At 69.6% G+C, this 24,895-nt stretch carries 23 protein-coding genes; 8 read left to right on the plus strand and 15 right to left on the minus strand.

From position 1 onward, the window contains the following. Positions 1-9 precede the first annotated feature (9 nt). Genes WCD84_RS04740 through WCD84_RS04755 form a run of 4 tightly spaced genes read right to left on the minus strand, consistent with a single transcriptional unit; the run spans position 10 to position 3,035 of the window. Positions 10-543: a pilus assembly protein PilP gene (locus WCD84_RS04740; protein WP_343280613.1), complete on the minus strand. Its 534-nt coding sequence runs from the start codon at positions 541-543 to the stop codon at positions 10-12. A gap of 7 nt (positions 544-550) precedes the next feature. Beyond that, positions 551-1,207, minus strand: a complete 657-nt coding sequence (locus WCD84_RS04745; protein WP_449280064.1) for a type 4a pilus biogenesis protein PilO — start codon at positions 1,205-1,207, stop codon at positions 551-553. An 11-nt stretch (positions 1,208-1,218) separates the two neighbouring features. Further along, positions 1,219-1,977, minus strand: coding sequence for a PilN domain-containing protein (locus tag WCD84_RS04750; RefSeq protein WP_343279052.1), 759 nt, complete (start codon positions 1,975-1,977; stop codon positions 1,219-1,221). Then, complete coding sequence (locus WCD84_RS04755; protein WP_343280595.1) at positions 1,977-3,035, minus strand: pilus assembly protein PilM; 1,059 nt, start codon at positions 3,033-3,035, stop codon at positions 1,977-1,979. Before WCD84_RS04755 ends, WCD84_RS04750 begins: the two co-directional genes overlap by 1 nt. A gap of 243 nt (positions 3,036-3,278) precedes the next feature. Between WCD84_RS04755 and WCD84_RS04760 the strand changes: the two genes are divergently transcribed. Continuing rightward, a complete protein-coding gene (locus WCD84_RS04760; protein WP_343280596.1) occupies positions 3,279-5,756 on the plus strand; it encodes a penicillin-binding protein 1A in 2,478 nt (825 codons plus the stop codon). A gap of 44 nt (positions 5,757-5,800) precedes the next feature. Then, positions 5,801-6,457: a hypothetical protein gene (locus WCD84_RS04765; protein ID WP_343280597.1), complete on the plus strand. Its 657-nt coding sequence runs from the start codon at positions 5,801-5,803 to the stop codon at positions 6,455-6,457. A gap of 9 nt (positions 6,458-6,466) precedes the next feature. Here WCD84_RS04765 and WCD84_RS04770 read toward each other — a convergent pair whose 3' ends face one another. The 10 genes from WCD84_RS04770 to WCD84_RS04815 all read right to left on the minus strand — a co-directional run bounded on the left by WCD84_RS04770 (position 6,467) and on the right by WCD84_RS04815 (position 16,654). Beyond that, the gene (locus tag WCD84_RS04770) at positions 6,467-6,907 is read right to left on the minus strand and encodes a hypothetical protein (RefSeq protein ID WP_343279048.1); all 441 of its coding nucleotides are present in this window, start codon (positions 6,905-6,907) and stop codon (positions 6,467-6,469) included. Positions 6,908-7,099: 192 nt separating this feature from the next. Further along, the gene (locus WCD84_RS04775; RefSeq protein ID WP_343280614.1) at positions 7,100-8,374 is read right to left on the minus strand and encodes a citrate synthase; all 1,275 of its coding nucleotides are present in this window, start codon (positions 8,372-8,374) and stop codon (positions 7,100-7,102) included. Positions 8,375-8,582: 208 nt separating this feature from the next. Further along, positions 8,583-8,825 (minus strand): type B 50S ribosomal protein L31, encoded by a 243-nt coding sequence (locus WCD84_RS04780; protein WP_343254709.1) that lies wholly within the window; start codon positions 8,823-8,825, stop codon positions 8,583-8,585. 66 nt (positions 8,826-8,891) lie between these two features. After that, the gene (locus WCD84_RS04785; protein ID WP_343280598.1) at positions 8,892-9,824 is read right to left on the minus strand and encodes a nucleoside hydrolase; all 933 of its coding nucleotides are present in this window, start codon (positions 9,822-9,824) and stop codon (positions 8,892-8,894) included. Between the two features lie 17 nt (positions 9,825-9,841). After that, complete coding sequence (recG, locus tag WCD84_RS04790) at positions 9,842-11,959, minus strand: ATP-dependent DNA helicase RecG (RefSeq protein ID WP_343280599.1); 2,118 nt, start codon at positions 11,957-11,959, stop codon at positions 9,842-9,844. Between the two features lie 3 nt (positions 11,960-11,962). Continuing rightward, a complete protein-coding gene (locus WCD84_RS04795; RefSeq protein ID WP_343279045.1) occupies positions 11,963-12,346 on the minus strand; it encodes a RidA family protein in 384 nt (127 codons plus the stop codon). A 73-nt stretch (positions 12,347-12,419) separates the two neighbouring features. Continuing rightward, positions 12,420-14,576 (minus strand): RelA/SpoT family protein, encoded by a 2,157-nt coding sequence (locus WCD84_RS04800; protein WP_343280600.1) that lies wholly within the window; start codon positions 14,574-14,576, stop codon positions 12,420-12,422. Between the two features lie 163 nt (positions 14,577-14,739). After that, positions 14,740-15,042 (minus strand): DNA-directed RNA polymerase subunit omega, encoded by a 303-nt coding sequence (rpoZ, locus tag WCD84_RS04805; protein ID WP_343254714.1) that lies wholly within the window; start codon positions 15,040-15,042, stop codon positions 14,740-14,742. A gap of 120 nt (positions 15,043-15,162) precedes the next feature. Next, positions 15,163-15,780 carry a guanylate kinase gene (gmk, locus tag WCD84_RS04810; protein WP_343280601.1) on the minus strand — a complete coding sequence of 206 codons (618 nt, stop codon included), beginning with the start codon at positions 15,778-15,780 and terminating at the stop codon, positions 15,163-15,165. Positions 15,781-15,793: 13 nt separating this feature from the next. Next, a complete protein-coding gene (locus WCD84_RS04815) occupies positions 15,794-16,654 on the minus strand; it encodes a YicC/YloC family endoribonuclease (protein ID WP_343280602.1) in 861 nt (286 codons plus the stop codon). Between the two features lie 63 nt (positions 16,655-16,717). On the opposite strand from WCD84_RS04815, the gene rph reads away from it, so the two are divergent. The 6 genes from rph (at position 16,718) to pepQ (ending at position 23,521) form a co-directional block, all read left to right on the plus strand. Further along, on the plus strand, positions 16,718-17,449 hold the full coding sequence (gene rph / locus WCD84_RS04820) for a ribonuclease PH (RefSeq protein ID WP_343279041.1): 732 nt from the start codon (positions 16,718-16,720) through the stop codon (positions 17,447-17,449). A gap of 3 nt (positions 17,450-17,452) precedes the next feature. After that, positions 17,453-18,046 carry an RdgB/HAM1 family non-canonical purine NTP pyrophosphatase gene (gene rdgB / locus WCD84_RS04825; RefSeq protein WP_343254718.1) on the plus strand — a complete coding sequence of 198 codons (594 nt, stop codon included), beginning with the start codon at positions 17,453-17,455 and terminating at the stop codon, positions 18,044-18,046. Positions 18,047-18,049: 3 nt separating this feature from the next. After that, positions 18,050-19,201 (plus strand): radical SAM family heme chaperone HemW, encoded by a 1,152-nt coding sequence (hemW, locus tag WCD84_RS04830; protein ID WP_343254719.1) that lies wholly within the window; start codon positions 18,050-18,052, stop codon positions 19,199-19,201. Positions 19,202-19,308: 107 nt separating this feature from the next. Next, positions 19,309-21,774 carry a DUF1631 family protein gene (locus tag WCD84_RS04835; RefSeq protein WP_343280603.1) on the plus strand — a complete coding sequence of 822 codons (2,466 nt, stop codon included), beginning with the start codon at positions 19,309-19,311 and terminating at the stop codon, positions 21,772-21,774. Then, positions 21,771-22,121 carry a PilZ domain-containing protein gene (locus WCD84_RS04840; RefSeq protein ID WP_343254721.1) on the plus strand — a complete coding sequence of 117 codons (351 nt, stop codon included), beginning with the start codon at positions 21,771-21,773 and terminating at the stop codon, positions 22,119-22,121. Before WCD84_RS04835 ends, WCD84_RS04840 begins: the two co-directional genes overlap by 4 nt. Before the next feature lie 62 nt (positions 22,122-22,183). Beyond that, complete coding sequence (pepQ, locus tag WCD84_RS04845; RefSeq protein WP_343280604.1) at positions 22,184-23,521, plus strand: Xaa-Pro dipeptidase; 1,338 nt, start codon at positions 22,184-22,186, stop codon at positions 23,519-23,521. A 57-nt stretch (positions 23,522-23,578) separates the two neighbouring features. Here the strand turns inward: pepQ and WCD84_RS04850 are convergent, their stop codons facing one another. Continuing rightward, positions 23,579-24,895: an aminopeptidase P N-terminal domain-containing protein gene (locus tag WCD84_RS04850; RefSeq protein ID WP_343280605.1), complete on the minus strand. Its 1,317-nt coding sequence runs from the start codon at positions 24,893-24,895 to the stop codon at positions 23,579-23,581.

Genomic DNA, 24,895 nt, shown 5'->3' on the forward strand with positions numbered 1-24,895 from the left:
TTCCCCTAATCAATTGTCTTCGAGCGCAATCGAGGCCGGCCGTTCCAGCCAGCCACCCGAGCCATCGGGCACGAGTTCCACGAGTTCGATGCGGTCATCGGTAACGCTGGTGACGCGGCCGTCGTTCTGGCCCATGTACACACCCGGGCCGACCTGGTAGGTGACCTTGTCCGGCGCCATCACGAGCGCCTTCAAACTGTTGCCCGCGCCAAGCGACCCGACCATGTCCAGGCTGTCGAGCGGGAACTGCTCGAGCGTCTGCTTGCGGCGATTGGAGTCGGGCCGCGGCCCGCTGCCACCACCTTCGTTGCTGAAGGCGGCGCTGAACGGATCGCGCATGCCCTGTGCCGCGTATTCGAAGGTCTCGAACTGCTGCATCACCGGCAACGGGTCAAGCGGTGGCGCAGGACGGGCGCGGACGTTGGCGGCCCACTCCTCCAGGTTCGGCGCGCCGCCGGGCTCGCTGGTGATGCCGCGGCCGCAGCCGACCACTGCCGCGATGGCCGCGACCAGGGCCAGCCCGCGGATGGCGTTTGATGTCATGCGCATGTCAGCGGCTCCCCCCGGCTGCAGCGGCCGCGGCTTCCTGGGCAGCGGCTTCTTCCTCGTCCAGGTAGCGATAGGTCTTCACCGTGCCGGCCAGTTCGAGCGGCGAGTTGGCGCGGATGCCGACACGCGGATCCTTGTCGGCACCGCGCGGACGCAGCTGGATGTCGTGCATGGTCATGATCACCACGCGCGGCAGCGAGGCCACGCCGCTGACAAAGGCGCCGAACTGGTGGTAGCTGCCGACCATGCGCAGCGCGATCGGCTTCTCGGCGTAGAACTCCTTGGGGGTTTCCGGACCGGGCTGGAAAAGCTCGTTCTGGATGCCGGTGGCCAGCGCGGTCTGCGAGATGTCGACGATGAGGTCGGGCATCTCGGTGCGGCTGGGCAGCTGGCGCAGCATCTGCTGCAGCTGCTGTTCCATCTGCGCCAGCTGGAGCTTGAGCGGCTCCAGGTTGGCGGCGCGGCCCTGCTTGGTCTCGAATTCGGCGCGCAGGTCGGACTCGGTGCGCTCCAGGCCTTCGAGCTGGTCGCCCTTTTCACGGGTGAACACCCACCACGCCAGGCCGAAGATCAGCAGGCCGACGATCGTGCAGAAACCGATCTTGTACTCGCGCGGCCAGGAACCGATGTTGTTGAAATCAAGTTCCTTGAGCGACATCTTGCGCTTGCTCACGATGCGGCTCCTTCTTCAGCGGCCGGCACGGCTTCTTCGGCGTCCACGGGGGCCTCGACGGCGGGTTCGGCGTTGGCGGCAGGCGCGGCATCGGCAGCTCCGGCGGCCTCCGGCGACGCATCGGGGGCGATGCCGGCAGGCGTTGCGGCGTCCGCGGAATCAACCGGCGGAACCGCATCCGGAATGCCGTCGCCGTCCTCGTCCTTCGGCGCGTTGGGGTTGGCAAGCTCGACGGCCAGGGTGAAGGCGTAGGGCAGGCCTGCCACGCCGTCGCGGGCTTCGATGATCGAGAGGTCCGGCTTGGTCATCCAGCCCGAGCCCTCGAGGTTGCGCATGTAGGTGCTGACGCGCGCATTGGACTGCGAGCGGCCCTCCAGCGTCAGCTTCTCGCCGACCTGTTTGATATTGGTGAGCACCACGCCATCGGGAATGGTCCGCACCAGCGAGTCGAACAGATGGACCATCTGCGAGCGGTTGGCCTGCAGCTGCTCGATCACTTCCTTGCGCGCCAGCAGGCGCGCCTTCTGGCGGTCGAGTTCGTCGATCTCGGTGATGCGCGCCTCGACCTGCTGGATCTGGTCCTTGAGATAGGTGTTGCGCGTGTTCTGGCCGTCGATCTGCGCGTTGTAGTAGCCGTTGACCAGGAACCAGAGCAGCACGCCGGCCAGCGCGGCGAAGGCCAGCATGACGCCGAATTCCTTCTGTCGCTGCTTGCGGCGTTCGGCGCGCCACGGCAGGAGGTTGATGCGGGCCATCAGTCGAAGCTCCTCAGGGCCAGTCCGCAGGCAATCATCAGGGCGGGCGCATCCTGAGCCAGCGCATGGGCCTGCACGCGCGGACCCAGGGTCATCTGCGCAAGCGGATTGGCGACCACGGTCTGCACGCCAAGCTGCTCCTCGACCATCTCCGAGATGCCCGCGATGGAGGCGCAGCCCCCGGCCAGCACCACCTGGTCGACGCGATTGAACTCGCTGCCGGCGTAGAAGAACTGCAGCAGGCGACTGATCTGCTGGACCAGCGCCTCCTTGAACGGCTCCAGCACCTCGACCTCGTAGCTTTCCGGCAGTCCGCCCTGGCGCTTGGCCAGCCCGGCTTCCTCGTAGGACAGCCCGTAGCGGCGCATGACTTCGTCGGTGAGCTGCTTGCCGCCGAAGACCTGCTCGCGGGTGTACAGGCTGCGGTCGTTGCGCAGGATGCTGAGCGTGGTCATGGTCGCGCCGACGTCGACCAGGGCCACGATGCCGTCGCGCGGTACGTTGAGCGTGTTCGCCAGCAGCGAGAACGCGTTCTCGATCGCGAAGGCCTCGACGTCCATGACCCTGGCGGCAAGGCCGCCGAGTTCGAGGGCGGAGGCGCGCATCTCGACGCTTTCAGAACGCGACGCGGCCAGCATCACCTGCACCATCTCGGTGTTGCCCGGCATCGGACCGAGCACCTCGAAATCAAGGTTCACTTCTTCGATCGGGTACGGAATGTAGTTGACCGCCTCGAGCTCGACCTGGGACTCCATTTCCTCTTCGTCGAGGTCGGCCGGCATCGGAATCAGCTTGATGATGACGGCGGAGCCCGCAACGGCCGCGGCCGCATGCTTGGCCTTGCTGCCCGAACGCGCCATCGCGCGGCGGATCGCCTCGCCAACGGCCTCGACCTCGACGATGCCCTTTTCGACCACCGCATTGGGTGGCAGCGGCTCGACGGCGTAGTGCTCGACCCGATAGCGGTCACCCGACCGCGACAGCTGCAGCAGCTTGACCGCTGTCGAGCTGATATCGACCCCGACCAGCGGTGCCTGGCTTTTTGTGATGAGCCCCACGCTTTTCTCCCCATGTCACGGGCGCTTACGTGCGCTTCGTGCCCCGGTGCATTAAATAACGGAGTTTTTACCGAATGGCAACAAGCGGCACGCCAAAGCGTGTCGCATTGCGCGTTCGGTCACGTCTTGACGTAGAACGTCACCCCTCTGGACCGAGCGCCCCGCGGCCGCCCGGCCGATCCATATATATACTGCGCGACTCTCCACGGCGCGCCAAGCCCCGAAACGGCCAGGATCAATCCGATGTCACGCTTTCGTCGTCTGTTTCGCTGGCTGCTGCTGCTGGCCGCACTTGCCACCGTCCTCGGCCTGCTCGCGGCCGGCACACTCTACTACGTCGTGTCCTCGCGCCTGCCGGAGGTCGAGAGCCTGCGCACCATCGAACTGCAGGAACCGATGTACGTCTACGCCAACGACGGTCGGCTGATGGCGCTGTTCGGCGAAATGCGACGCTACCCGGTGGACATCGCCGAGGTTCCGGACGCGGTCAAGCAGGCCTTCGTCGCGATCGAGGACAACCGCTTCTACGAGCACGGCGGCGTCGACTACAAGGGCGTGGCGCGCGCGATCTGGCTGCTGGCCACGACCAGCGACGAGCGCGTCCCGGGCGGTTCCACGATCACCCAGCAGGTGGCGCGACAGTTCTACCTGAGCTCGGAATACAGCTTCAGCCGCAAGTTCGAGGAAATGCTGCTGGCGATGAAGATGGAGCGCGAGCTGAGCAAGGACGAGATCTTCGAGCTTTACCTCAACAAGAGTTTCTTCGGCAACCGCGCCTACGGCATCGCCGCCGCCGCCGAGTTCTACTACGGCAAGAAGCTGGCCGAGCTCGACCTCGACGAGGTCGCCGCGCTGGCGGCGATTCCCAAGTTCCCATCGAGCGGCAACCCGATCTCCAATCCCGAACGCGCGCAGATCCGTCGCGACTACGTGCTCGAGCGCATGGCCGACCTGGGCTTCATCACCCGCGACCGGGCGACCGCGGCGCAGGCGGTGGAAATGCACGCGCGTCCGCACGAGCGTCCGGTCGAGGTCTACGCGCCCTACGTTGCCGAGATGGTCCGCCAGGAAATGATCGCGCGCTACGGCGGCGACGTGCTGACCCGTGGCTACCACGTCACCACGACCATCGACCCGGTGATGCAGGCCGCCGCCGACCAGTCGGTGCGCAGCGGGCTTTCGACCTACGACCATCGCCATGGCTGGTCCAAGGTCGAGCAGAGCTTCGAGCTGGCCGACGACGAGGATGCCGCGACGGCCGCCGCACGCCTGCGCGGGATCTTCGCGCAGGGCGGGCTCCTGCCGGCGGTGGTGCTGCGCGCCGACGGCGGCACCGCGGACGTGGTGCTGGCCGACGCCACCGTGGTCACGCTGGACGCCGCTTCGAGCCGCTGGACCGGGCGCAACCCGGCCGCGCTCCTCAAGCGCGGCGACCTCACGCGCGTGCGCCGCATCGAACCCAAGGGCAAGGACGGCGAGCCACCGGCGGCAGACGCCAGGCCGACGTGGCAGCTGGACCAGCTGCCGCGCGCGCAGGCGACGCTGGTCTCGCTGGAGCCCGACAACGGCGCGCTGCGGGCGCTGGTCGGCGGCTTCAGCTTCGCCGGACAGAAGTTCAACCGCGCGACGCAGGCGCGCCGCCAGCCGGGCTCGAGCTTCAAGCCCTTCATCTACGCCGCCGCCTTCGAACGCGGCTTCAATCCGGCATCCATCGTGCCCGACGCCCCGGTGGTGTTCCGCATGCGCCGCGGCCAGGACTGGAGGCCGCAGAACGACGACGGCAGGTTCGTCGGCCCGATGCGCCTGCGCGAAGCACTGGTGCGATCGCGCAATCTGGTTTCGGTGCGGCTGCTCGATGCCATCGGCGTGGATTACGCGCGCCGCTACATCAGCCACATGGGCTTCGACGAATCCGAGCTGCCACCGAACCTGTCGATCTCGCTGGGCACGCCGTCACTCGCACCGCTGGATATCGCACGCGGCTACAGCGTATTCGCCAACGGCGGCTTCCTGGTCACGCCCTGGTACATCGACGAGGTCCGCGACCGCGACGGCCAGGTGATCTTCAAGGAGAATCCGGCTGTGGCGTGCCGCAGCTGTGGCGCCGGCGGCAAGCCGGGCGTGCCGTCCACCGTCGTCGACGGCTTCAACCTCGGCCCGTCGCTGCCCGCACCGGAAGTGATTGCGGACACCAGCGCCGAAGAGCCCGCGCAGCAACCCGGTCCGGATGCCGTGATCGCGCCGCGCGCGATCGACCCGCGCGTTGCCTACCAGCTGGTGTCGATGATGCGCGACGTGGTCCAGCGCGGCACCGGCACCCAGGCCAAGGTACTGGGACGTGAGGACGTTGGCGGCAAGACCGGCTCCACCAACGACCATCGCGACGCCTGGTTCTCCGGCTTCGGCGGCAACCTGGTCACCGTGGTCTGGGTGGGCCGCGACGACAACCGCTCGCTTGGCAGGCGCGAGTACGGCGGCCGGTCGGCGCTGCCGATCTGGATCGACTACATGCGCTCGGCGCTGGACGGCGTGCCGATCGCGGCCAACGAGCCTCCCGAGGGCATGGTCAAGGTTTCGGTCAGCGCCAGTGGCCGCCTGCTGCCGGCCGGCGAGGGCGGGATCACCGAATGGGTGAAGGCCGAGGACCTCGAACGAATGGAGTCCACGTTCGAAGACTTCGACGACGAAATGCCGGCCGAAGAGGCCTTCGACATTTTCTGACGCGCGCATCGGCTAGGCTTGCGGGGTCAGCATGGAGACCCTGCATGCGCCGCGTCCGACAGCACGCCGAGCGAAACACCCGTGAACGCCGCCATCGGCTCGCACAGGAAGCCGCCAGGCTGATGGCCGAAGGCGGCATCGGCGACTACCACCAGGCCAAGCTCAAGGCCGCCGACCGCCTGGGCATCCGCGACGACGCATCGCTGCCGCGCAACCGCGAAGTCGAGGATGCGCTGCGCGAATACCAGCGCCTGTTCGTTGGCGACGCGCAGGCCGATACCCTGCGCATGCGCCGCGAAGCGGCGCTGCAGGCACTCGCCTTCTTCGAGCCTTTCCAGCCACGCCTGGTCGGCCGCGTGCTCGACGGCACCGCAGACGGGCACACCGCAGTGTCGCTGCACCTGCACGCCGACGACGCCGACGAGGTCACGCGCGTCCTGGCCGACGCCGGCATTCCGGCCGAGGCAAGCTCGCGCCGCATGCGCCTGGACCGGACGCGCGACTACGACGCGCCGGTCTGGACCTTCAGCGCCGACGGCCTGGCCTTCGACCTGACCGTGTTGCCGCTGGACACACTGCGCCAGGCGCCGCTGTCGGGCACTGATGAACGGCCGATGCGGCGCGCCTCACGTGCCCAGCTGCGGGAACTGCTCGCCGCGGACGGAGTCGCCGGCTTCGGATCCAGCGCCCCGCAGCGATAAGGCAAGGGGCTATTCGGCGAGCAGCGTGACCGAGTCTCCCGTACCGACCACCTTCACCCGACTGCCAACCCGGATGCGGGCGAGCTGCTCGCCGCGTCGCGTGAATGCCGACTCCGAAGCGTCATCGAAGCGCACCGTGAGCAGGTAGTTGCCGCGCCCTGCCGCCCCCGCATCGCTGGACGCGATGTCGGCGCCGAGGCTCCCCGCCGCCAGGGTCAGCTCATAGGCCTGCCCACCGCGTCCACCGACCGCCTGGCCGAGTGCACGGCCCAGCATTCCGCCAAGTTGCCGCTTGGTCGACGTGCTGACGACCGGTGCCTGCACGTCGGTGGGCTGCATCGCCGTGACGACGCCTTTGCGCACCTCGAGTTCCTGCGCCGGGACGGCAAATGCCGCGGACGCCAGCAGTGCCGCCGCCATGACGGCTGTGAATTGCGTTTTGATGCGCATGGTGTGCTCCTTCCCTGGAGAGTGATCCGCGTTGGCGGGGTGCCGGGTGCGCGGCTGCAGCTCATCTTCAGCGCCGGCGCAATGACGCACCATCCGTGCAGGACCGGCGTCCATGTCGGAATTTCCTGCACGGGAACGCAAAACGCCCCGCGGATCCGGGGCGTTTTGCGTGCAGCGCGTCGAGGACAGGTGTCAGCGCTTGTCAGTGGCCACGTAGTCGCGCGAAGCCGCACCGGTGTAGATCTGCCGCGGGCGGCCGATCTTGAACTCGGGATCGGTCTGCTGTTCCAGCCAGTGCGAGACCCAGCCGGCGGTGCGCGCGATCGCGAACATCACCGTGAACATCTCGGTCGGGATCTTCAGCGCCTTGTAGATGATGCCGCTGTAGAAATCGACGTTCGGGTACAGCTTGCGCTGCACGAAGTAGTCGTCTTTCAGCGCGGCCTCTTCCAGGCGCATCGCGACCTCGAGCATCGGGTCGTCGACGCCGAGCTCGCCCAGCACCTTGTGGGTCATCTCGCGGATGATCTTCGCGCGCGGGTCGAAGTTCTTGTAGACACGGTGGCCGAAGCCCATCAGGCGGAAGCCCGACTCCTTGTCCTTGGCGCGATCGACCGCGGACTGCACGTTCTTCACGTCGCCGATGTCGCCCAGCATCTTGAGCACGGCTTCGTTGGCGCCGCCGTGTGCCGGACCCCACAGCGCGGCCACGCCCGCGGCGATGCACGCATACGGGTTTGCACCGGTGGAACCGACCAGGCGCACGGTCGAGGTCGACGCGTTCTGCTCGTGGTCGGCGTGCAGGATGAACAGCAGGTCGAGCGCCTTGGCGGCGACCGGCGGCAGCTCAAGCGGGCCGCTGGGCAACTCGAACATCATGTGCAGGAAGCGTTCGACGTAGCCGAGGTCGTTGCGCGGGTAGCTCAGCGGCCAGCCCATCGAGTAGCGGTGGCAGGCGGCGGCTATGGTCGGCAGCTTGGCGATCAGCCGGATCCCGGCCAGGCGGCGCTGCTGCGGGTCGTCGTAGTCGAGGTCGTTGTGGTAGAAGCTCGCCATCGAGCCGAGCATGCCGACCAGCATCGCCATCGGATGGGCGTCATGGCGGAAACCGCCGATGAAGCTCTTGAACGCCTCGTGCATCATCGTGTGGTGCGTGACGTCGTGGTCGAACGCGGCCATTTCGGCCTGGTCCGGCAGCTCGCCGTTCATCAGCAGATAGGCGACCTCGAGGAAGTTCGAGTGCTCGGCCAGCTGCTCGATCGGGTAGCCGCGGTACAGCAGCACGCCCTCGTCGCCGTCGATATAGGTGATGGCGGACTTGCAGCTGGCAGTCGCGGTGAAGCCGGAATCATAAGTGAAGCGCCCGGTGGCCTTGGGCAGCTTCGCGATGTCGATGCACTCGTTGCCGAGCGTGGGCTTGATGACCGGCAGCTCGACGGACGTGCCGTCGACCTGGACGGTGGCGATGAACGGCTCGCTGCCGGCCGTGTTCTGGTTGGCGGACACTCTCGCACTCCTTCTTGGCGTCCCGCGCCGGCGCGGTGGGCGCGGGCGGTCGGGGAATCAGGCGGATCGCGGCTTTGCCGCGATGCGGCAATTATCGCATAGCGGCGTGCGCCGGAAACGACGACGGCCACCTTGCGGTGGCCGTCGGGGCGTGCGCTCTTGCCCGCGCTTACTTGGCGTAGCGCTTGCGGAACTTGTCGACGCGACCGCTGGTGTCCATCAGCTTGTTCTGGCCGGTGTAGAACGGATGCGAAGCCGAGGAGACTTCGATCTTGACAAGCGGATATTCATTGCCGTCCTCCCACTTCACGGTCTCTTTGCTGGAGAGCGTGGAACGGGTGAGGATCTTGAAGTCCGAGGTCACGTCCTGGAAGACGACGTCGCGGTATTCGGGATGGATGTCGGCCTTCATGGCGGGCACCAGAGTGATCGAGGGAAGAGCGGCATTATAGCCGGCAGCAGAACGGCCCGCAAGCCTTCAGGCGAGACAATCGCGCACCTGCGCTTCGTAGGCCGCCTGGTCGTAGCGAAGCAGGATCCGCGCCCGGTCCGGACGCCCCAGCTGGCGCTGCCAGTCGACCAGCGTCGCGCCACGGGCGGCAGAATGCCCCAGCACGACTTCGATCGGGCGCTCCTCCGCCTCAAGCACGCCGTCGGGACACAGCGCCATGGCCATGGCCAGGGAATCGGCGGAGTGCCAGCGCTCGCCGCGGGCGTCGGCCGACCAGAGCCGGGTATGCCGCGACACAGCCTCGTAGAACGCGGCGACCGGACCCGGCGCCGCCAGCCAGCGTTCGACGTCGGCATGGAGGAAGCCATGGGCCATGGTCGCCTCCCAGTCGCAGAGATCGAAGCGCTCGAAGGCCTCGAACACGATATGTGCCGCTTCGGGATCAAAGAACACGTTGAATTCGGCCGATGGCGTGATGTTGCCGCGGCCGGTGACCGCGCCGCCCATCACCACCAGCCGCGCCACGCGCGAGGGCAGCGTCGGGTCCAGGCGCAGCGCGAGCGCGACGTTGGTCAGCGGTCCGAGCGCCACCAGCAGCAGGCGGCCGCGGTGCCGGTGCGAGAGTTCGATGATGGCTTCGGCGGCGTGGCGTGACTCCGCGCCGCGCGTAGCCGGCGCCAGGCCGGCGTCTCCGAAACCGTCGCGGCCGTGCACGTTGGCGGCATCCGGCGCCGGGTGCAGCAGCGGGCGGTCGCAGCCGGCGAACACCGGGACGTCGTCGCGACCCAGCAGCTCGCACAGCTTCAGTGCATTGGCCACGGTGTGCCCGAGGCCGACGTTGCCGGCGGCGATGGTCAGTCCCACGACCTCGTGCCGCGGATCGGCGAAGGCCATCAGCAGGGCCAGTGCGTCATCGACGCCCGGGTCGGTATCGATCAACAGCGGAATGCGTTCGTCCATCGCCCGATTATCCCCGATCAGGCCGAAGCGTACCGGGCCGCCCCGCCGACCCAGCGCGCGACCAGGCCTGCGGCCACCGCCGGATGATCCCGCAACAGCCCTTCGCCGAGCTCGTGCACCAGCGGCAGCATTCCCGCGTCGCGCGCAAGGTCGGCCACGCGGAACGCGGCCAGGCCGGTCTGGCGCGTGCCCAGCAGTTCGCCTGGACCACGCAGCTCGAGGTCCTTTTCGGCGATGACGAAGCCGTCGCCGGTTTCGCGCATCGTCGCCAGGCGCTCGCGCGCGGTGCGCGACAGTGGTGCCTGGTAGAGCAGCACGCAGCTGGACGCTTCACTGCCCCGCCCCACCCGCCCGCGCAGCTGGTGCAGCTGCGCAAGCCCCAGCCGCTCGGCGTTCTCGATCACCATCAGCGAGGCATTGGGCACGTCGACGCCGACCTCGATCACGGTGGTCGCCACCAGGAGGTCGGAGTCGCCGTCCTTGAATGCGCGCATCGCGGCCTGCTTCTCCGCGGCCTTCATGCGTCCGTGCACCAGGCCCACGCGCAGCCCGGGAAGCGCGGCCGACAAGCCTTCGAACGTCGCCTGCGCGGCCTGCGCGACCACTTCGTCGGACTCGTCGATGATCGTGCACACCCAATAGGCCTGGCGGCCTTCGGCGCAGGCGGCGCGGATGCGTTCGATCAGCTCCGGGCGGCGGCCCTCGGCCATGACCACGGTCTGCACCGGCGTGCGCCCGGGCGGAAGTTCATCGATGGCGGACACGTCGAGATCGGCATAGGCGGCCATGGCAAGCGTCCGCGGGATCGGCGTTGCGGTCATCACCAGCTGGTGCGGCACGCGGCCGCCCTCGCCGCCCTTGTCGCGCAGGGCCAGGCGCTGGTGGACGCCGAAGCGGTGCTGCTCGTCGACGATCGCAAGCGCAAGGTCGTGGAAGGCCACCGCCTGCTGCATCAGGGCATGGGTACCGACCACCACCTGCGCGCGGCCGTCGGCGACCTCGGCCAGCGCGCGGCTGCGCGCGCGGCCGGTGACCTTGCCCGCCAGCCAGGTGACCTCGACGCCCAGCGGCTCGAGCCAGCCGCGCAGGTTGGCCAGATGCTGTTCGGCAAGCAGCTCGGTGGGCGCCATCAGCGCCGCCTGGCGGCCATCGGCCACCGCCATCAGCGCCGCCATCGCCGCGACCACGGTCTTGCCCGAACCAACGTCGCCCTGCACCAGGCGCAGCATCGGCACCGGCCGCGCCACGTCCGCGCGCACCTCGGCAAACACCCGCTCCTGCGCCGTGGTGAGCGCGAACGGCAGCCTGGCGCGCAGGCGTTCGGCCAGGCTGGCGTCGGCAAGCGGCGTGGCGTCATGGGCCTGGCGGGCCAGGCGCTGGCTGCGCATGCTGATGTGGTGCGCGAGCAATTCCTCGAACGCCAGCCGTCGCTGCGCCGGATGGGTGCCGGCAAGCAGCGCGTCGACGTCGGCATCGCGCGGCGGCCGGTGCACGGTGAGAAGTGCCTCGCGCAGGCCCGGCAGGCCGTGCGCGCGCAGCAGTCCGGGCGGCAGCAGTTCGAGCACATCGTCGCCCGGGAGCCGGTCGAGCGCCTGCGTGATCAGGCGCTTCATCGCTGCCGGACCGATGCCCTCCACGGCGGGATAGACAGGATCGAGGCGATCGCCGAGTCCGGCCTCGTCGGCGTCATCGAGCAGGCTGTAGCTGGGATGCACGATTTCCAGGCCGCGCTGCCCCGGTCGCGGCGTGCCATAGGCGCGCACCCGCACCCCGGGCTGGAACTGCGCGGCCTGCACGGCACGGAAGTGGAAGAAACGCAGCACCAGCGTCGCCTGCGAATCGTCGCCGAGCGCAACGCGCAGCAGCGGCCGGTAGCGAAATCCCCGCTCAACGGCCTCGACCCGGCCTTCGACCTGCGCCGCGACGCCCGGCTGCAGCAAGCGGATCGGCGTCAGCGCGGTGCGGTCCTCGTAGCCACGCGGAAGCTGCAGCCAGAGGTCCTGCAGGGTGTCCAGGCCGCGCGCGGCAAGCTTTTCAGCGATCTTCGGGCCCACGCCGGCAAGCGTGGACAGCGCGGTCGCACCGGCCGGCGCCAGTCCGGGTGCCGGCGTACCCGGCGTGCGCCGCGCGGCCACGCCTCAGTCGAGGACCATCACCGCGTCGACCTCGAACTGCGCGCCCTTGGGCAGCGCCGACACTTCGATGGTCGAACGCGCGGGATACGGTTCGCTGAAGTACTCGGCCATCACGGCGTTGACCACCGCGAACTGCGACAGGTCGGTCAGGTACAGACCGACGCGGGCAACGTCGTCGAGCGAACCACCGCCGGCCTGGCAGACCGCGCGCAGGTTGTCGAAGGCGCGGCGCGCCTGGGCGGCGAGATCGCCGGGCACCAGCTCGCCGGTGGCGGGATCCAGCGGGATCTGGCCGGAAAGAAAGACGGTATTGCCGGCGCGCGTGGCCTGCGAGTACGGGCCGATCGCGGCGGGTGCATCGCCGGTGCGGACGGGTTGCCTGGGCATGCGCGACATCCTTGCGATTGAAGTAGCCGCCGATTATGACCGCCCGGCGCGCCTGCCGCCATGGAGCGCGGGCCTACTGGCGCTGCACCCCATGGACCACGCCGAGCCTGCGCACCTTGCGGATCACGTCGGCCAGGTGGGTGCGATCGCGCACTTCGATGGCGAACTGGATCACCGAGACGTTGGTATCGCGCTCCAGGTACTCCACCGCATCGATGTTGGAGTCGGCCTTGGCGACCGCCGCCGCCACCTGGGCGAGCACGCCGGGGCGGTTCTCGACCTGGAAGCGCAGCGCGACGTTGTAGTCGCCGGTGACCTCGCGGTCCCAGCCGATGTCGACCCAGCGTTCGGGCGACTTGCGGTACTCGGCCACGTTCGGGCACTCGATCCGATGCACCATCACGCCACGCCCGGCGGTGTGGTAACCCATGATGTCGTCGCCCGGGATCGGCATGCAGCAGTTGGCGAAGGTCAACACGCCGCGTTCGGCGCCGGTGATCAGGATGCGGTCCTCGCGGTGCGCGCGCGCGCCTGCGGGATCCTTGTGGCTGAGCGACTGCGCCACGTGCGCCGGCATCCGGTTGCCAAGCGCGACATCGGCCAGCAGGGCCTCCAGCCGCGGGTAGCGGTGCTCGGCCAGGTAGGCCTCGAGCTGGGCCGCGGGCAGGCGCTCGAGCGAGCTGTCCAGGTCCTCCAGCGCGCTGTCGAGCATGCGGTGGCCGAGCTGCACGGCGTCCTCGTGTTCGAGCTGCTTGAGCTGCTGCCGGATCGCCGTGCGCGCCTTGCCGGTGACCACGAACTCCAGCCACTGCGGCCGCGGCAGCGACGACTTCGCGGTCACGACCTCGACCGTCTGCCCGCTGGCCAGACGCGTGCGCAGCGGCACCAGCTTGCGATCCACCCGCGCGGCCACGGCCTGGTTGCCGACATCGGTGTGCACGGCATAGGCGAAGTCCACGGCGGTGGCGTTGCGCGGCAGGGACATGATCTCGCCCTTGGGCGTGAACAGGTAGACCTCGTCGGGGAACAGGTCGACCTTGACGTTTTCAAGGAACTCCAGCGACGAACCGGTGCCGCTTTGCGACTCCAGCAGCCCGGAAATCCACGTATGCGCACGCTGCTGGGCGCTGTTGGGCCCGCTGCCACCATGCTTGTAGGCCCAGTGCGCGGCGATGCCGCGCTCGGCGATCAGATCCATCTCCTCGGTCCGGATCTGGACCTCGATCGGTGAACCGTAGGGTCCGAACAGCACCGTATGCAGCGACTGGTAGCCGTTGGCCTTGGGGATGGCGATGAAGTCGCGGAAGCGGCCGTCGACCGGCTTGTACACCGAGTGCGCCACGCCGAGCGCGTGGTAGCAGTCGGCAACCGTGCCCACGATCAGCCGGAAGCCGAAGACGTCGATCACCTGGGCGAAGGACTTGGCCTCGGCGCGCATCTTGTTGTAGATGCTCCAGGGCGACTTCACCCGGCTCACCAGCCGGTAGTTCAACCCTTCCTTGGTCAGCCGCTGCGCCAGCTGGGCTTCGATCTTGGCCATCGCCTCGCGGCGCAGCTGCGGCTGGGTGCGGATGCGCTTGTCGAGTATCCGGTGCCGCATGGGATACAGCGCGCGGAAGCCCAGGTCCTGCAGCTCGGACTTGATCAGGTTCATGCCCAGGCGCTGGGCGATCGGTGCGTAGACCTCCAGCGTCTCGCGGGCGATGCGTGCCCGCGCCTCGCCCGACTGCGCGCCGAGCGTGCGCATGTTGTGCAGGCGATCGGCGAGCTTGATCAGGATCACCCGCAGGTCCCGCGCCATCGCCAGCATCATCTTGCGGAAGCTTTCGGCGTCGGCCTCGCGGCGGCTGGCGAAATGCAGCTTGTCGAGCTTGGTCACGCCTTCGACCAGCTCCGCCACCGATTCGCCGAACTCGCTGGCAAGGGCGGCCCGCGTCAGCGGGGTGTCTTCGATGGTGTCGTGCAGGATCGCCGCGACCAGGGTCTCGAGGTCGACCTTCTGCTCGGCCAGCACCCCGGCGACCGCCACCGGATGGGTGATGTAGGGTTCGCCGGACTTCCGCACCTGGCCGGCGTGCGCCGCGGCGCCCACCGCCCAGGCGCGACGCAGCAGCCGCATCTGCTCGGCGGGAAGATAGGCGGCGGCGGCCTCGAGCGCGCGCATGTATCCCGGGATCTCTTCATCCCCCGGGATCGGCACGGTGACCAGCGCAAGCTCGGCTGCATTCATGCAGCGAGCGTACGCGGGCGCCCGCAGGGCGGCAATGGAGCGACCGGGTTGGCGAGCAGGCGACTTCGCTCGCCAGAACGCGAACGGCCCCGCCAGGGCGGGGCCGTCGATGCGACAGCGCGGGTGCTGCGACAGCGCGCCAGCTGGCGCGCGTGCGGGTGGCTCAGGCGTCGTCGCCCTTGCCAAGCTCGTCGTCGGCAACCACCTCGGCGGCAGCCCATTCCAGCGCTTCGCGTTCGCGACGCTCGCGCTCGGACTTCTCGACCGCTTCGACGTAGTCGGCATCGATGCGGCGGGCGGCGATTTCGCGCAGCGCCAGCACGGTCGGCTTGTCGTCGTTCTCGCTGTTGTCGATCTGCGAATCGACGCCATTGGCAAGCTGGCGGGCGCGCTTGGCGGCCATCATGACCAGCTCGAAGCGGTTGTCGATGACCTGGAGGCAATCCTCAACGGTGATGCGGGCCATAAATCTCCGGGCGGCCGGCGGGCCGTCGATGCGGTGTAAGGAACCGGAAATGGTACCCCACGTGGAGTCAGGAAACAAGCAAGGCGCAATGAAAATCAGTGACTTGCAGGACGGGCCGCGTCATTCCCCCGCCAGCAGGGCGCGAATGAGCGCCTGGTGGCGCCGCGCCTGCGCGTCGCGCCGCAGGCGGCTGGCGCCGAACACCGCGCACATCTCGGCCACCGCGGTGTCGAAGTCCTCGTTGACGATGACGAAATCGAACTCGCCGTAGTGCGACATTTCCTCGCGCGCGGCCGCCAGGCGCCGGGCCATGACCTCCTCGCTGTCCTGGCCGCGCTTGCGCATGCGCTGGTCGAGCGCGGCGCGCGAAGGCGGCAGGATGAACACGCCCACCGAATCCGGGACCGCGGCGCGGACCTGGCGCGCGCCCTGCCAGTCGATCTCGAGCAGCACGTCGCGGCCCGCCGCCAGCTGCGGATCGACCGACTGCCGCGCGGTGCCCTTCCAGTCGCCATGGACGCGTGCATGCTCGAAGAAATCGCCGGCATCGATCATGCGCTGGAATTCCGCGTCGTCGACGAAGTGGTAATGCTCGCCGTGGCGCTCGCCCGGACGCGGTGCGCGCGAGGTGAACGAGACCGAGAGGCTGATGTTGGGGTCGCGCGCAAGGCAGGCGTTGACGATGCTCGACTTCCCGGCGCCCGACGGCGCCGCGACCATGAACAGGGTCCCGCGCATCGGGGCGTCGCCGCTACTCAATGTTCTGCACCTGTTCGCGGACCTGGTCGATCAGCACCTTCAGCTCCACCGCGATATTGGTGGTGCGGGCGTCGACCGACTTCGAACCCAGGGTGTTGGCCTCGCGGTTGAACTCCTGCAGCAGGAAGTCGAGGCGGCGGCCGGCGGGTTCGGGCTGGCCGAGCACGCGACGGATCTCGGCGACGTGGCTGTCGAGGCGGTCAAGCTCCTCGTCGACGTCGAGCTTCTGCAGCGCCAGCACCAGCTCCTGTTCCACGCGTCCCGGATCCGCCGCCTGGGCAAGATCAGCCAGGCGCGCCTCGAGTTTGGTGCGCTGCCCGGCGCGGATCAGCGGCACCAGCGTCCGGACCTCGGCCGCACGCGCTTCGATGCCGTCGACGCGCTCGAGCATGTTTGCCACCAGCTTGCCGCCCTCGCGCTCGCGCGCGGCGATGAACTCGCCCAGCACCTGGTCGAGCAGCGCCAGCAGCTCGGCCTGCAGCGCGTCCGGCTCCGGCGCGGCCGAGCGCAGCACGCCCGGGAACTGGAGGAGGTCGATGAACTGTGTGCGCAGCCCGGGGAAGCGCGCGCCAGCGTCCTGCGCGATCACGGACAGCTGGCCGAGCAACGATTCGTCGACGTGCAGCGATGCCGCGCCCTCGGCGGGGCGCAGGCGCAGCGACAGATCGAGCTTGCCGCGCGAGACCCGGGCCGAGATCCGCTCGCGCAGCTGCGGCTCCAGCGCGCGCAGTTCGTCGGGCGCGCGCATGCCGATCTCGAGGAAGCGGTGGTTGACCGCACGCAGCTCGCAGGCAAGCGTGCCCCAGGGGGCCGTGCGCTCGCCAGAAGCGTAGGCGGTCATGCTGCGGATCATGCCGGCATCCAGTGGATCGGGGTGCCGATGGTAAACTCGCGCGCCATTCCAGCGGTAATCGACATGTCCCAGACCCCACGCCCCAGCGGCCGCGCGGCCGGCCAGATGCGCGAAGTGCGCATCCAGCGCGGCTATACCCGCCACGCCGAGGGCTCGGTGCTGGTCGCCTTCGGCGAAACCCGCGTGCTGTGCACCGCCAGCGTCGAGAACCGCGTGCCGGGCTTCCTGCGCGGCAAGGGCGCCGGCTGGGTCACCGCCGAATACGGCATGCTTCCGCGCGCCACCCACACCCGCAACGACCGCGAGGCCTCGCGCGGCAAGCAGGGCGGGCGCACCCTGGAGATCCAGCGCCTGATCGGGCGCAGCCTGCGCGCCTGCGTGAACCGCGACGCCCTGGGCGAGCGCACCATCACCCTGGACTGCGACGTGCTGCAGGCCGACGGCGGCACCCGCACCGCCGCGATCACCGGCGCCTACGTGGCCCTGGTCGACGCGACGCGCTGGCTGCAGGCGCGCGGCGACATCAAGCGCGACCCGGTCCACGGCGCGGTTGCCGCGGTTTCGGTCGGCGTCCACGGCGGCGTGCCGGTGCTCGACCTCGACTACGCCGAGGACAGCGACTGCGACACCGACATGAACGTGGTGATGAACGACGGCGGCGGGTTCATCGAGCTTCAGGGCACGGCCGAAGGCCACGCCTTCCGCCGCGACGAGCTCGACGCGATGCTGGAGCTCGCGGCCAAGGGCTGCAGCGAACTGTTCGCGGCCCAGCAGGCCGCGCTGGCCGCGGGCTGAGCCATGGACCTGGTGCTGGCCAGCGGCAACGCCGGCAAGCTGGTCGAACTGCGCGAGCTGCTCGGCGAAGCGGGCTTCAGGCTGCGCGCGCAGTCGGAGCTCGGCGTCGGGGATATCGACGAGACCGGGCTCAGCTTCGTCGAGAACGCCCTGCTGAAGGCCCGCAACGCGGCGCAGGCCACCGGCCTGCCGGCGCTGGGCGACGACTCGGGCCTGTGCGTGGACGCCCTCGACGGCGCACCCGGCCTGTATTCCGCACGCTATGCCGGTCCCGGCGGCAACGCCGCGCGCAACATCGAGCGCCTGCTGCATGAGCTCGACGGCGTGCCCGACGACGCCCGCGGCGCCAGCTTCCACTGCTGCATCGTGCTGCTGCGCCATGCCACCGATCCGCGGCCGCTGGTGGTCGAGGGCAGCTGGCGCGGCCGCATCCTGCACGCCCCGCGCGGTGACGGCGGCTTCGGCTACGACCCGCTGTTCCTGGATCCCGACAGCGGCCAGACCGCCGCCGAACTGCCGGCCGCGCGCAAGAACGCGATCAGCCACCGCGGCCGGGCCCTGGCCCTGTTGCGCACCCGCCTGCACGAACTGGCCTAGGCCATGCTGGTGCCGCCGCCGCTGTCGCTGTACGTGCACCTGCCCTGGTGCGTGCGCAAATGTCCCTATTGCGACTTCAATTCGCACGAACAGCGTGGCGCCCTGCCCTTCGCCGGCTACGTGCAGGCGCTGATCGCCGACCTCGAGCACGACCTGCCGCTGGCCTGGGGCCGCACCGTGCACAGCGTGTTCTTCGGCGGCGGCACGCCGTCGCTGTTCCCGGCCGATGCCATCGACGACTTCCTGCAGCAGGCCAGCGCGCGGCTGCGCTTCGCGCCCGGCTGCGAGATCACGCTGGAGACCAATCCGGGCACCGCCGAGCACGGGCGCTTCGAAGGCTACCTCGCCGCCGGCGTGAACCGGCTCAGCTTCGGCATCCAGAGCTTCGACGACGGCTGCCTCCGGCGCCTCGGGCGCATCCACGACAGTCGCGAAGCCGAGGCCGCGGTGAAGCTTGCCCAGGACGCCGGCTACGACAACATCAACATCGACCTGATGTACGCGCTGCCGGGCCAGGACCTGGCCGGCGCCGCGCGCGACCTCGAGCGCGCCTTCGCACTGCGGCCCACGCACGTCTCGCACTACCAGCTCACGCTGGAGCCGAACACCCTGTTCGCCGCGCGCCCGCCGGAGGCGATCCCTGACGAGGACGCCGCCTGGGACATGCAGGAGCACTGCCAGGCGATGCTGGCCGAAGCCGGTTTCGACCACTACGAGGTCAGCGCCTATGCGCGCCCCGGCCGGCAGTGCGCGCACAACCTCAACTACTGGCGCTTCGGCGACTATCTGGGCATCGGCGCCGGCGCGCACGGCAAGATCAGCCTCGGCGCCACCGGGACCGTGCGCCGGCGCTGGAAGCTCAAGCATCCGACGGCGTGGATGTCCGTCGCCGGCACCGCGGCCGCGATGGGCGGCGACGAGGACGTCGAGCGCGGCCGCCTGCCCTTCGAATACATGCTCAATGCGCTGCGCCTGCACGAAGGTTTCAGCCTGGGCGACTTCGAGGCCCGCACCGGCCTGCCGCGCACCGCGATCGCCTCCGAGCTTGCCGACGCCGTGGCTCGCGACTGGCTCCGCATCGACGGCGATCGCGTGGTCCCGACCCTCCTCGGGCGGCGCTTGGGCAACGATGTGGTCTCGCTGTTCCTGGCCTGAGGCCGGGCTGCATCCGGGTGGCCGCGCGGGGGCGCGATTTCCGTGCTGGCCGTCACGCCATACCCGTGATATGAAACCCACAGGGGAACCAGCGAACACTCATGCCATTGACGACACATTCCAACGATGGCCCGGGTCGGCGCGGCCTTGCGGCCGTCGACCTCCCAAGGCGCGTACGCAAGGCCTTGGACGCGGCGTTGAAGCTCGTGTCGATGGAGCTCGATCCGTACCTGGCATCGATGCTCGACGAGTACGAGCAGGAGCTGTTCCGCCTGGCCGAGCGCTCCACGCACCCGGGCACCGAGTCCGCCTACGTGCAGGCGCTGCGCAGCTTCCGCGTGAACCGCTCCGACCTGGTGCCGCAGTTCATGCTCGAGCTGGAGATCGGCCTGGCCACGCTGCGCGCGCCGCAGGTGGCCGAAGCGAAGCCGCTTCCAGCAGCGCCCGCCGCCGGACGGATCCTGAGCCTGGTCGACGATTCGATGGTCGACGAGGACACCCTGCTGCGCGAGATCGCGATCCGGCAGGAAGGCCGCGCCAGCCTGCCGATGCACCTGCTTGGCCAGCGCTTCGGCGTACTGGCCGGGACACCGGCGCCTGACGCCGAACGCCTGCCGCTTGGCCCGCAGGCGGTGTGTCGCGCCCTGCGCAGCGCCTGCCACGCCCTCCAGCTCGGGGCCGAGGCGCGCGAACTGCTGTACCGGCTGTTCGACCGCATGGTCATGGCCCACTACGCGCCGGTGCTCGAGAAGCTCGACGCCACCCTCGACCAGGCGGGCGTCCTCAAGGGACTGACCTATGTGCCCGCGCGGCTGCGCGCCTCGCCGCGCGACCAGGCCGAGGAGGCCGCCGAGAGCGCGGCCCCGGGACGGTCCAGCCACCGCGGCGCCCGCGGAGCGCCGGACGGGCGCAGCGGCTCCGGGCGCGAGGGCGGGGTTGAACAGCGCAGTGCGGACAACGCATCGCGGAACGCCGGACAGGGTGATGCTGCAGTGGGCGCGGGGGCGCGCAACGGCGCTGGCGACCATGGCGGCATCGGTGGCGGCACGCAGCGCGGGTCGAAGCCGTCGGCGGCAGGCCCGGGGCCTGCGGGCGCCGGACGCCCGCACACCGGATGGATGGCGGAAACCACCACCGCATTCGCCGGCAGCGACGAGCAGGCGTCCTACGGTGCCCTGCAGCAGCTGCTGGCCGGACGCCGCGCCCTGATCGGCAAGCTGCGTGCCACCAGGCCCGCGGGCCCGATGGCAACGCTGGGAACCAGCGAGCTGATGGACGCGCTGGGATCGATACAGCGCCAGCCGGACGCTCCCGGTGGTGCCAAGCCGAGCCTGATGGACGTGCGCCAGATGCTGCTGGCGCAGGCGCGCCAGCGCCACGGCAAGGGCGCCAACCTGTCGCAGCGCGACAACGACACCTTCGAGCTCCTGCACCTGCTGTACGGCCAGCTTGAAGGCGAGATCCGGACCGACGCCCCGGCTGCCGCCCTGATCCGCAGGCTGCAGCTGCCGCTGCTGCGCGTCGCGCTGCAGGACCAGGCCTTCTTCGTCCAGGCCACGCATCCGGCGCGCGAGCTCCTCAACACCGTCGCCGAAACCGCCGCAAGCTGGCTCGACAAGGACGACGTCGACCCGCAGCTGCTGCTGCCGCTGCAGCAGGCGGTCAGCCAGGTCGTCGAGAAGTACGACGGCGACAACAAGGTGTTCGAGGCCAGCAACGAGCAGTTGCAGGCACACCTGCAGGCGCAGGTGCGCAAGGCCGAAATGCTCGAGCGCCGGCACGTCGAAGCCGCCCGTGGCAAGGAAAAGCTCGAGGTCGCCAAGCTCCGCTCGGCGGCCGTGCTCGAAAAGCTCCTCGGCGACCAGCGGATCCCCAAATTCTCCCGGGCGCTGCTCAACCAGGCCTGGACCGATGTCCTGACCCTCAGCCTGCTTCGCCAGGGCGAGGATTCGCCCGAGTGGCAGGCCCAGCTGGATGCCACCCGACGCATCATCAGCGCCTGCGCGCGCGGTGAAGAACTCGCCGATCCGGCGCTGACGACCCACGTCGAAGCCGCCCTGTCGCAGGTCGGCTACCACGCCGACGAAGCCGGCATCATCGCCGCGCGCCTGACCAGCAGCCGCAGCGACGAGGACGACCCGGCATCGCGCACCGAGCTGGCGATGAAGCTCAAGGCGCGCACCCGGCTCGGCGAGGACGCCGAACGGGCGCGACGCCCGGACCTTCCGCCGCGCACGCCCGAGGAGCAGGCGCGCTACGAGCAGCTCCGGGTGATGCCCTTCGGCGCGTGGATCGAATTCACCACCAACCAGCAGGGCGACGTCGTCCGCCGCCGCATGTCGTGGTTCAGCCCGGTCACCGACAACGCGCTGTTCGTGAACCAGCGCGGACAGCGCATCGGCGAGCATTCGCTGGATTCGCTGGCGCGGATGATGGCGGCCGGGCAGGCGCGCATCGTCACCGCGGAGCGCGGCCGGCTGGTCGACCGCGCCTGGCAGGCTGCGCTGCGTACCCTGCGCAGCTTCGCCGGGCGCAGCGACGCCCTGCCCCTCGACGCGGATTCGCACGCATGATCAACGAGTTCCGGCGCGCCCGGCGACGCAAGGCCCCCGCGACCATCCTGGTGATCGACGCCATGACCGAACGCGTGGTCGGGCGGATCGGCAACCTTTCGGAAACCGGCATGCTGCTGATGGCCGGGACGCCGCTGGTCGACGACGCCCTGTACCAGTTCCGCTTCAGCCTGCCGACAGAAGGCGACGACGAGTCCAGCGTCGAGATCGGCGCCCATCTGCTGTGGATGGACCAGGCCAGCGCGCCCGGCCAGACCTGGGCCGGTTTCAGGTTCCTCGGCATCACCGAACTGCAGGCGCGGCCGCTGCGCGCGTGGATCGACGCGCCCGGAAGCCGCTACGAATAGCGGGCCCGGCGACGATCCGGCCGATGCGGCAAAATGGGGCCAACCCCGCCTGCGTATCCGCCATGACCACCCAGACCACCGCATCCCTGTACGCCGCCCACATCGAGACGCTGACCGCGCGCACCGCGATCGCGCTGGAGCGCGGCGGCTTCGACCACCTGGTCGTTCCCAGCGGCACCCTGCATTACCAGCTCTTCGACGACCGCGACTATCCGTATGCGGTGAATCCGCAGTTCAAGGCCTGGGTGCCGCTGCTGGCCAACCCCGGCAGCTGGCTGGTGGCCACGCCCGGCGCGCGCCCGAAGCTGGTCTACCTGCAGCCGCGCGACTACTGGCACGTGGTGCCCGAGGCGCCGTCCGGCGACTGGGTCGAACATTTCGACATCACCGTCGTGCGCACGCCCGACGAGGCCCTGCAGCACCTGCCGCGGGACGCCACCCGCTGCGCCATCCTCGGCGAGGCGCAGAGCGCGCTCGGCCGCTACGGCGCCTTCGCGCCCAACAATCCGCAGCCGGTGCTCGACTACCTCGACTACCACCGCGCCTACAAGACGCCCTACGAACTGGCCATGCTGCGCGAAGCCAACCGGCGCGCGGTCCGCGGCCACCGCGCCGCCGAGCGCGCCTTCCGCGCCGGAGCCAGCGAGTTCGGCATCCACCTGGCCTATTGCCAGGCGGTGGGCCAGGACGCCAACGACCTGCCCTACGGCAGCATCGTCGCCCTCAACGGCCATGGTGCGGTGCTGCACTACACCGAGCGCGACCGCCTGCCGCCGAAGCCGGTGCTGAGCTTCCTGCTCGATGCCGGCGCCGGCCACGCCGGCTACGCGGCCGACATCACCCGCACCCACGCGCTGGATCGTGAAAGCGAGTTCCAGGCCTTCATCGACGCCGTTGATCGCGCCGAGCTGGCCATGTGCGACCAGGTCCGCGCCGGCGTCGACTACCGGCAGCTGCACCTCGACGCGCACCTGGCCCTGTCGGGCGTGCTGAAGGAATTCGGCGTGATCACCTGCGGTGCCGAGGAGGCCGTTGCGTCGGGCCTCAGCGCGAGCTTTTTCCCCCACGGCATCGGCCACGGCCTGGGCCTGCAGGTGCACGATGTCGCCGGCTTCGCCGCCTCCGACGCCGGCGGCAGCATCGGCAAGCCCGAGGGCCATCCCTATCTGCGGCTGACGCGTGAGCTGGCGCCGGGCATGGTGGTGACGATCGAGCCCGGCCTGTACTTCGGCGACATGCTGCTCGAGGACCTCAAGGCCAGCGACAACGCCCGCCTGGTGGACTGGGACCGCGTGGATGCCTTCCGTCCTTTCGGCGGGGTGCGCATCGAGGACAACGTGGTGTGCACGGACGGCGAACCGGTGAACCTGACCCGCGAAGAGTTCGCCGCCCTGGGCTGAGCGCCGCCCCGCGCCGAACAAAGGAGCGCCGGCATGGGCGGTCGCCCGTGCCGGCAGTCAGCCCGCCATGAACGCTTCGATCTCGTCGGCGCTGCGCGCCAGCCCCGCGGTCAGCACCTCATGGCCGTCACGGGTGATGGCCACGTCGTCTTCGGTGCGGATGCCGATGCCGCGCCACTTGGCGGCAACGCCGGTGTCGCCCGGCGGGATGTAGATGCCGGGCTCGATGGTGTAGACCATGCCCGGCTCGAGCAGGCGCGATTCGCCGTCGATGCGGTAGTCGCCCACGTCGTGCACGTCCAGGCCGATCCAGTGGCCGGTCTTGTGCGGGTAGTAGCGCTTGTAGGCCTCGTCCGCCAGCGCCTTGCGCAGCGTGCCCTTCAGCAGTCCCAGCGAGAGCATGCCCTCGGTGAGCACCTCCACGGCGGCCAGGTGGCCGGCCTCGTAGGGCACGCCGGGCCGCGCCTGCGCGAGCGCCGCGGCGTAGGCGGCATCGACCAGGTCGTGCAGCGTCCGCTGCTCGCGGCTGAAGCGGCCGTCGACCGGGAAGGTCCGGGTGATGTCGGCGGCATAGCCCCGATGTTCGGCGCCGGCGTCGACCAGCACCAGTTCGCCGCGGCGCACCGTGGCGCGGTTGCCGCGGTAGTGCAGCACGCAGCCATTGGCACCCGCGCCGATGATGCTGGAATAGGCCGGCTCGGCACCGGCGGCGCGGAACACGCGCTCGAGTTCGGCCTGCAGCTCGTATTCGCGCATGCCGGCGCGCACCGCGCGCATCACCGCTTCGTGCGCCTGCACGCTGATCGCCGCGGCGCGGCGCATCAGCCGCAGCTCGTCGGCGCCCTTGAACAGGCGCATCTCGTCGAGCAGGTGGCCGAGCTCGAGGAATTCGTGCGGCGGCTGCGCACCATGGCGGACCTGGGCGCGGACGCTGTTGACCCAGCCGATCAGCTTGAGATCGAAGTCGGTGTCGCGGCCGAAGTGGTAGTAGACGCGGCGGCGGCCTTCGATCAGCCCGGGCAGGATGTCGTCGATGTCGTCGATGGCGTAGGCGTCGTCGATGCCAAGTGCGTCCGGGGCGCCTTCGGGGCCGACGCGCGAGCCGTCCCAGGCCTCGCGCGCGGCATCGCGTTCGCGGCAGAACAGCAGGCTTTCGCCGTGCTTGCGGCCGGGCACGAGCACCAGGACCGCTTCGGGCTCGTCGAACCCGCTGAGGTACAGGACGTCGGAGTCCGGCCGGTAGGGATGGAAGGTGTCGCGGCTGCGCACACGCTCGGGCGCGGCGGGAAGGATGATGATCGCGTCATCACCGGCCATCCGCATGAGCTGGCGGCGGCGACGCTTGCAGCTGCTGGTCGGTACGGCAAAAGCCAT

Origin of the sequence: Luteimonas changyuni (genome assembly GCF_039548395.1) — a bacterium.
GTDB lineage: Bacteria > Pseudomonadota > Gammaproteobacteria > Xanthomonadales > Xanthomonadaceae > Luteimonas.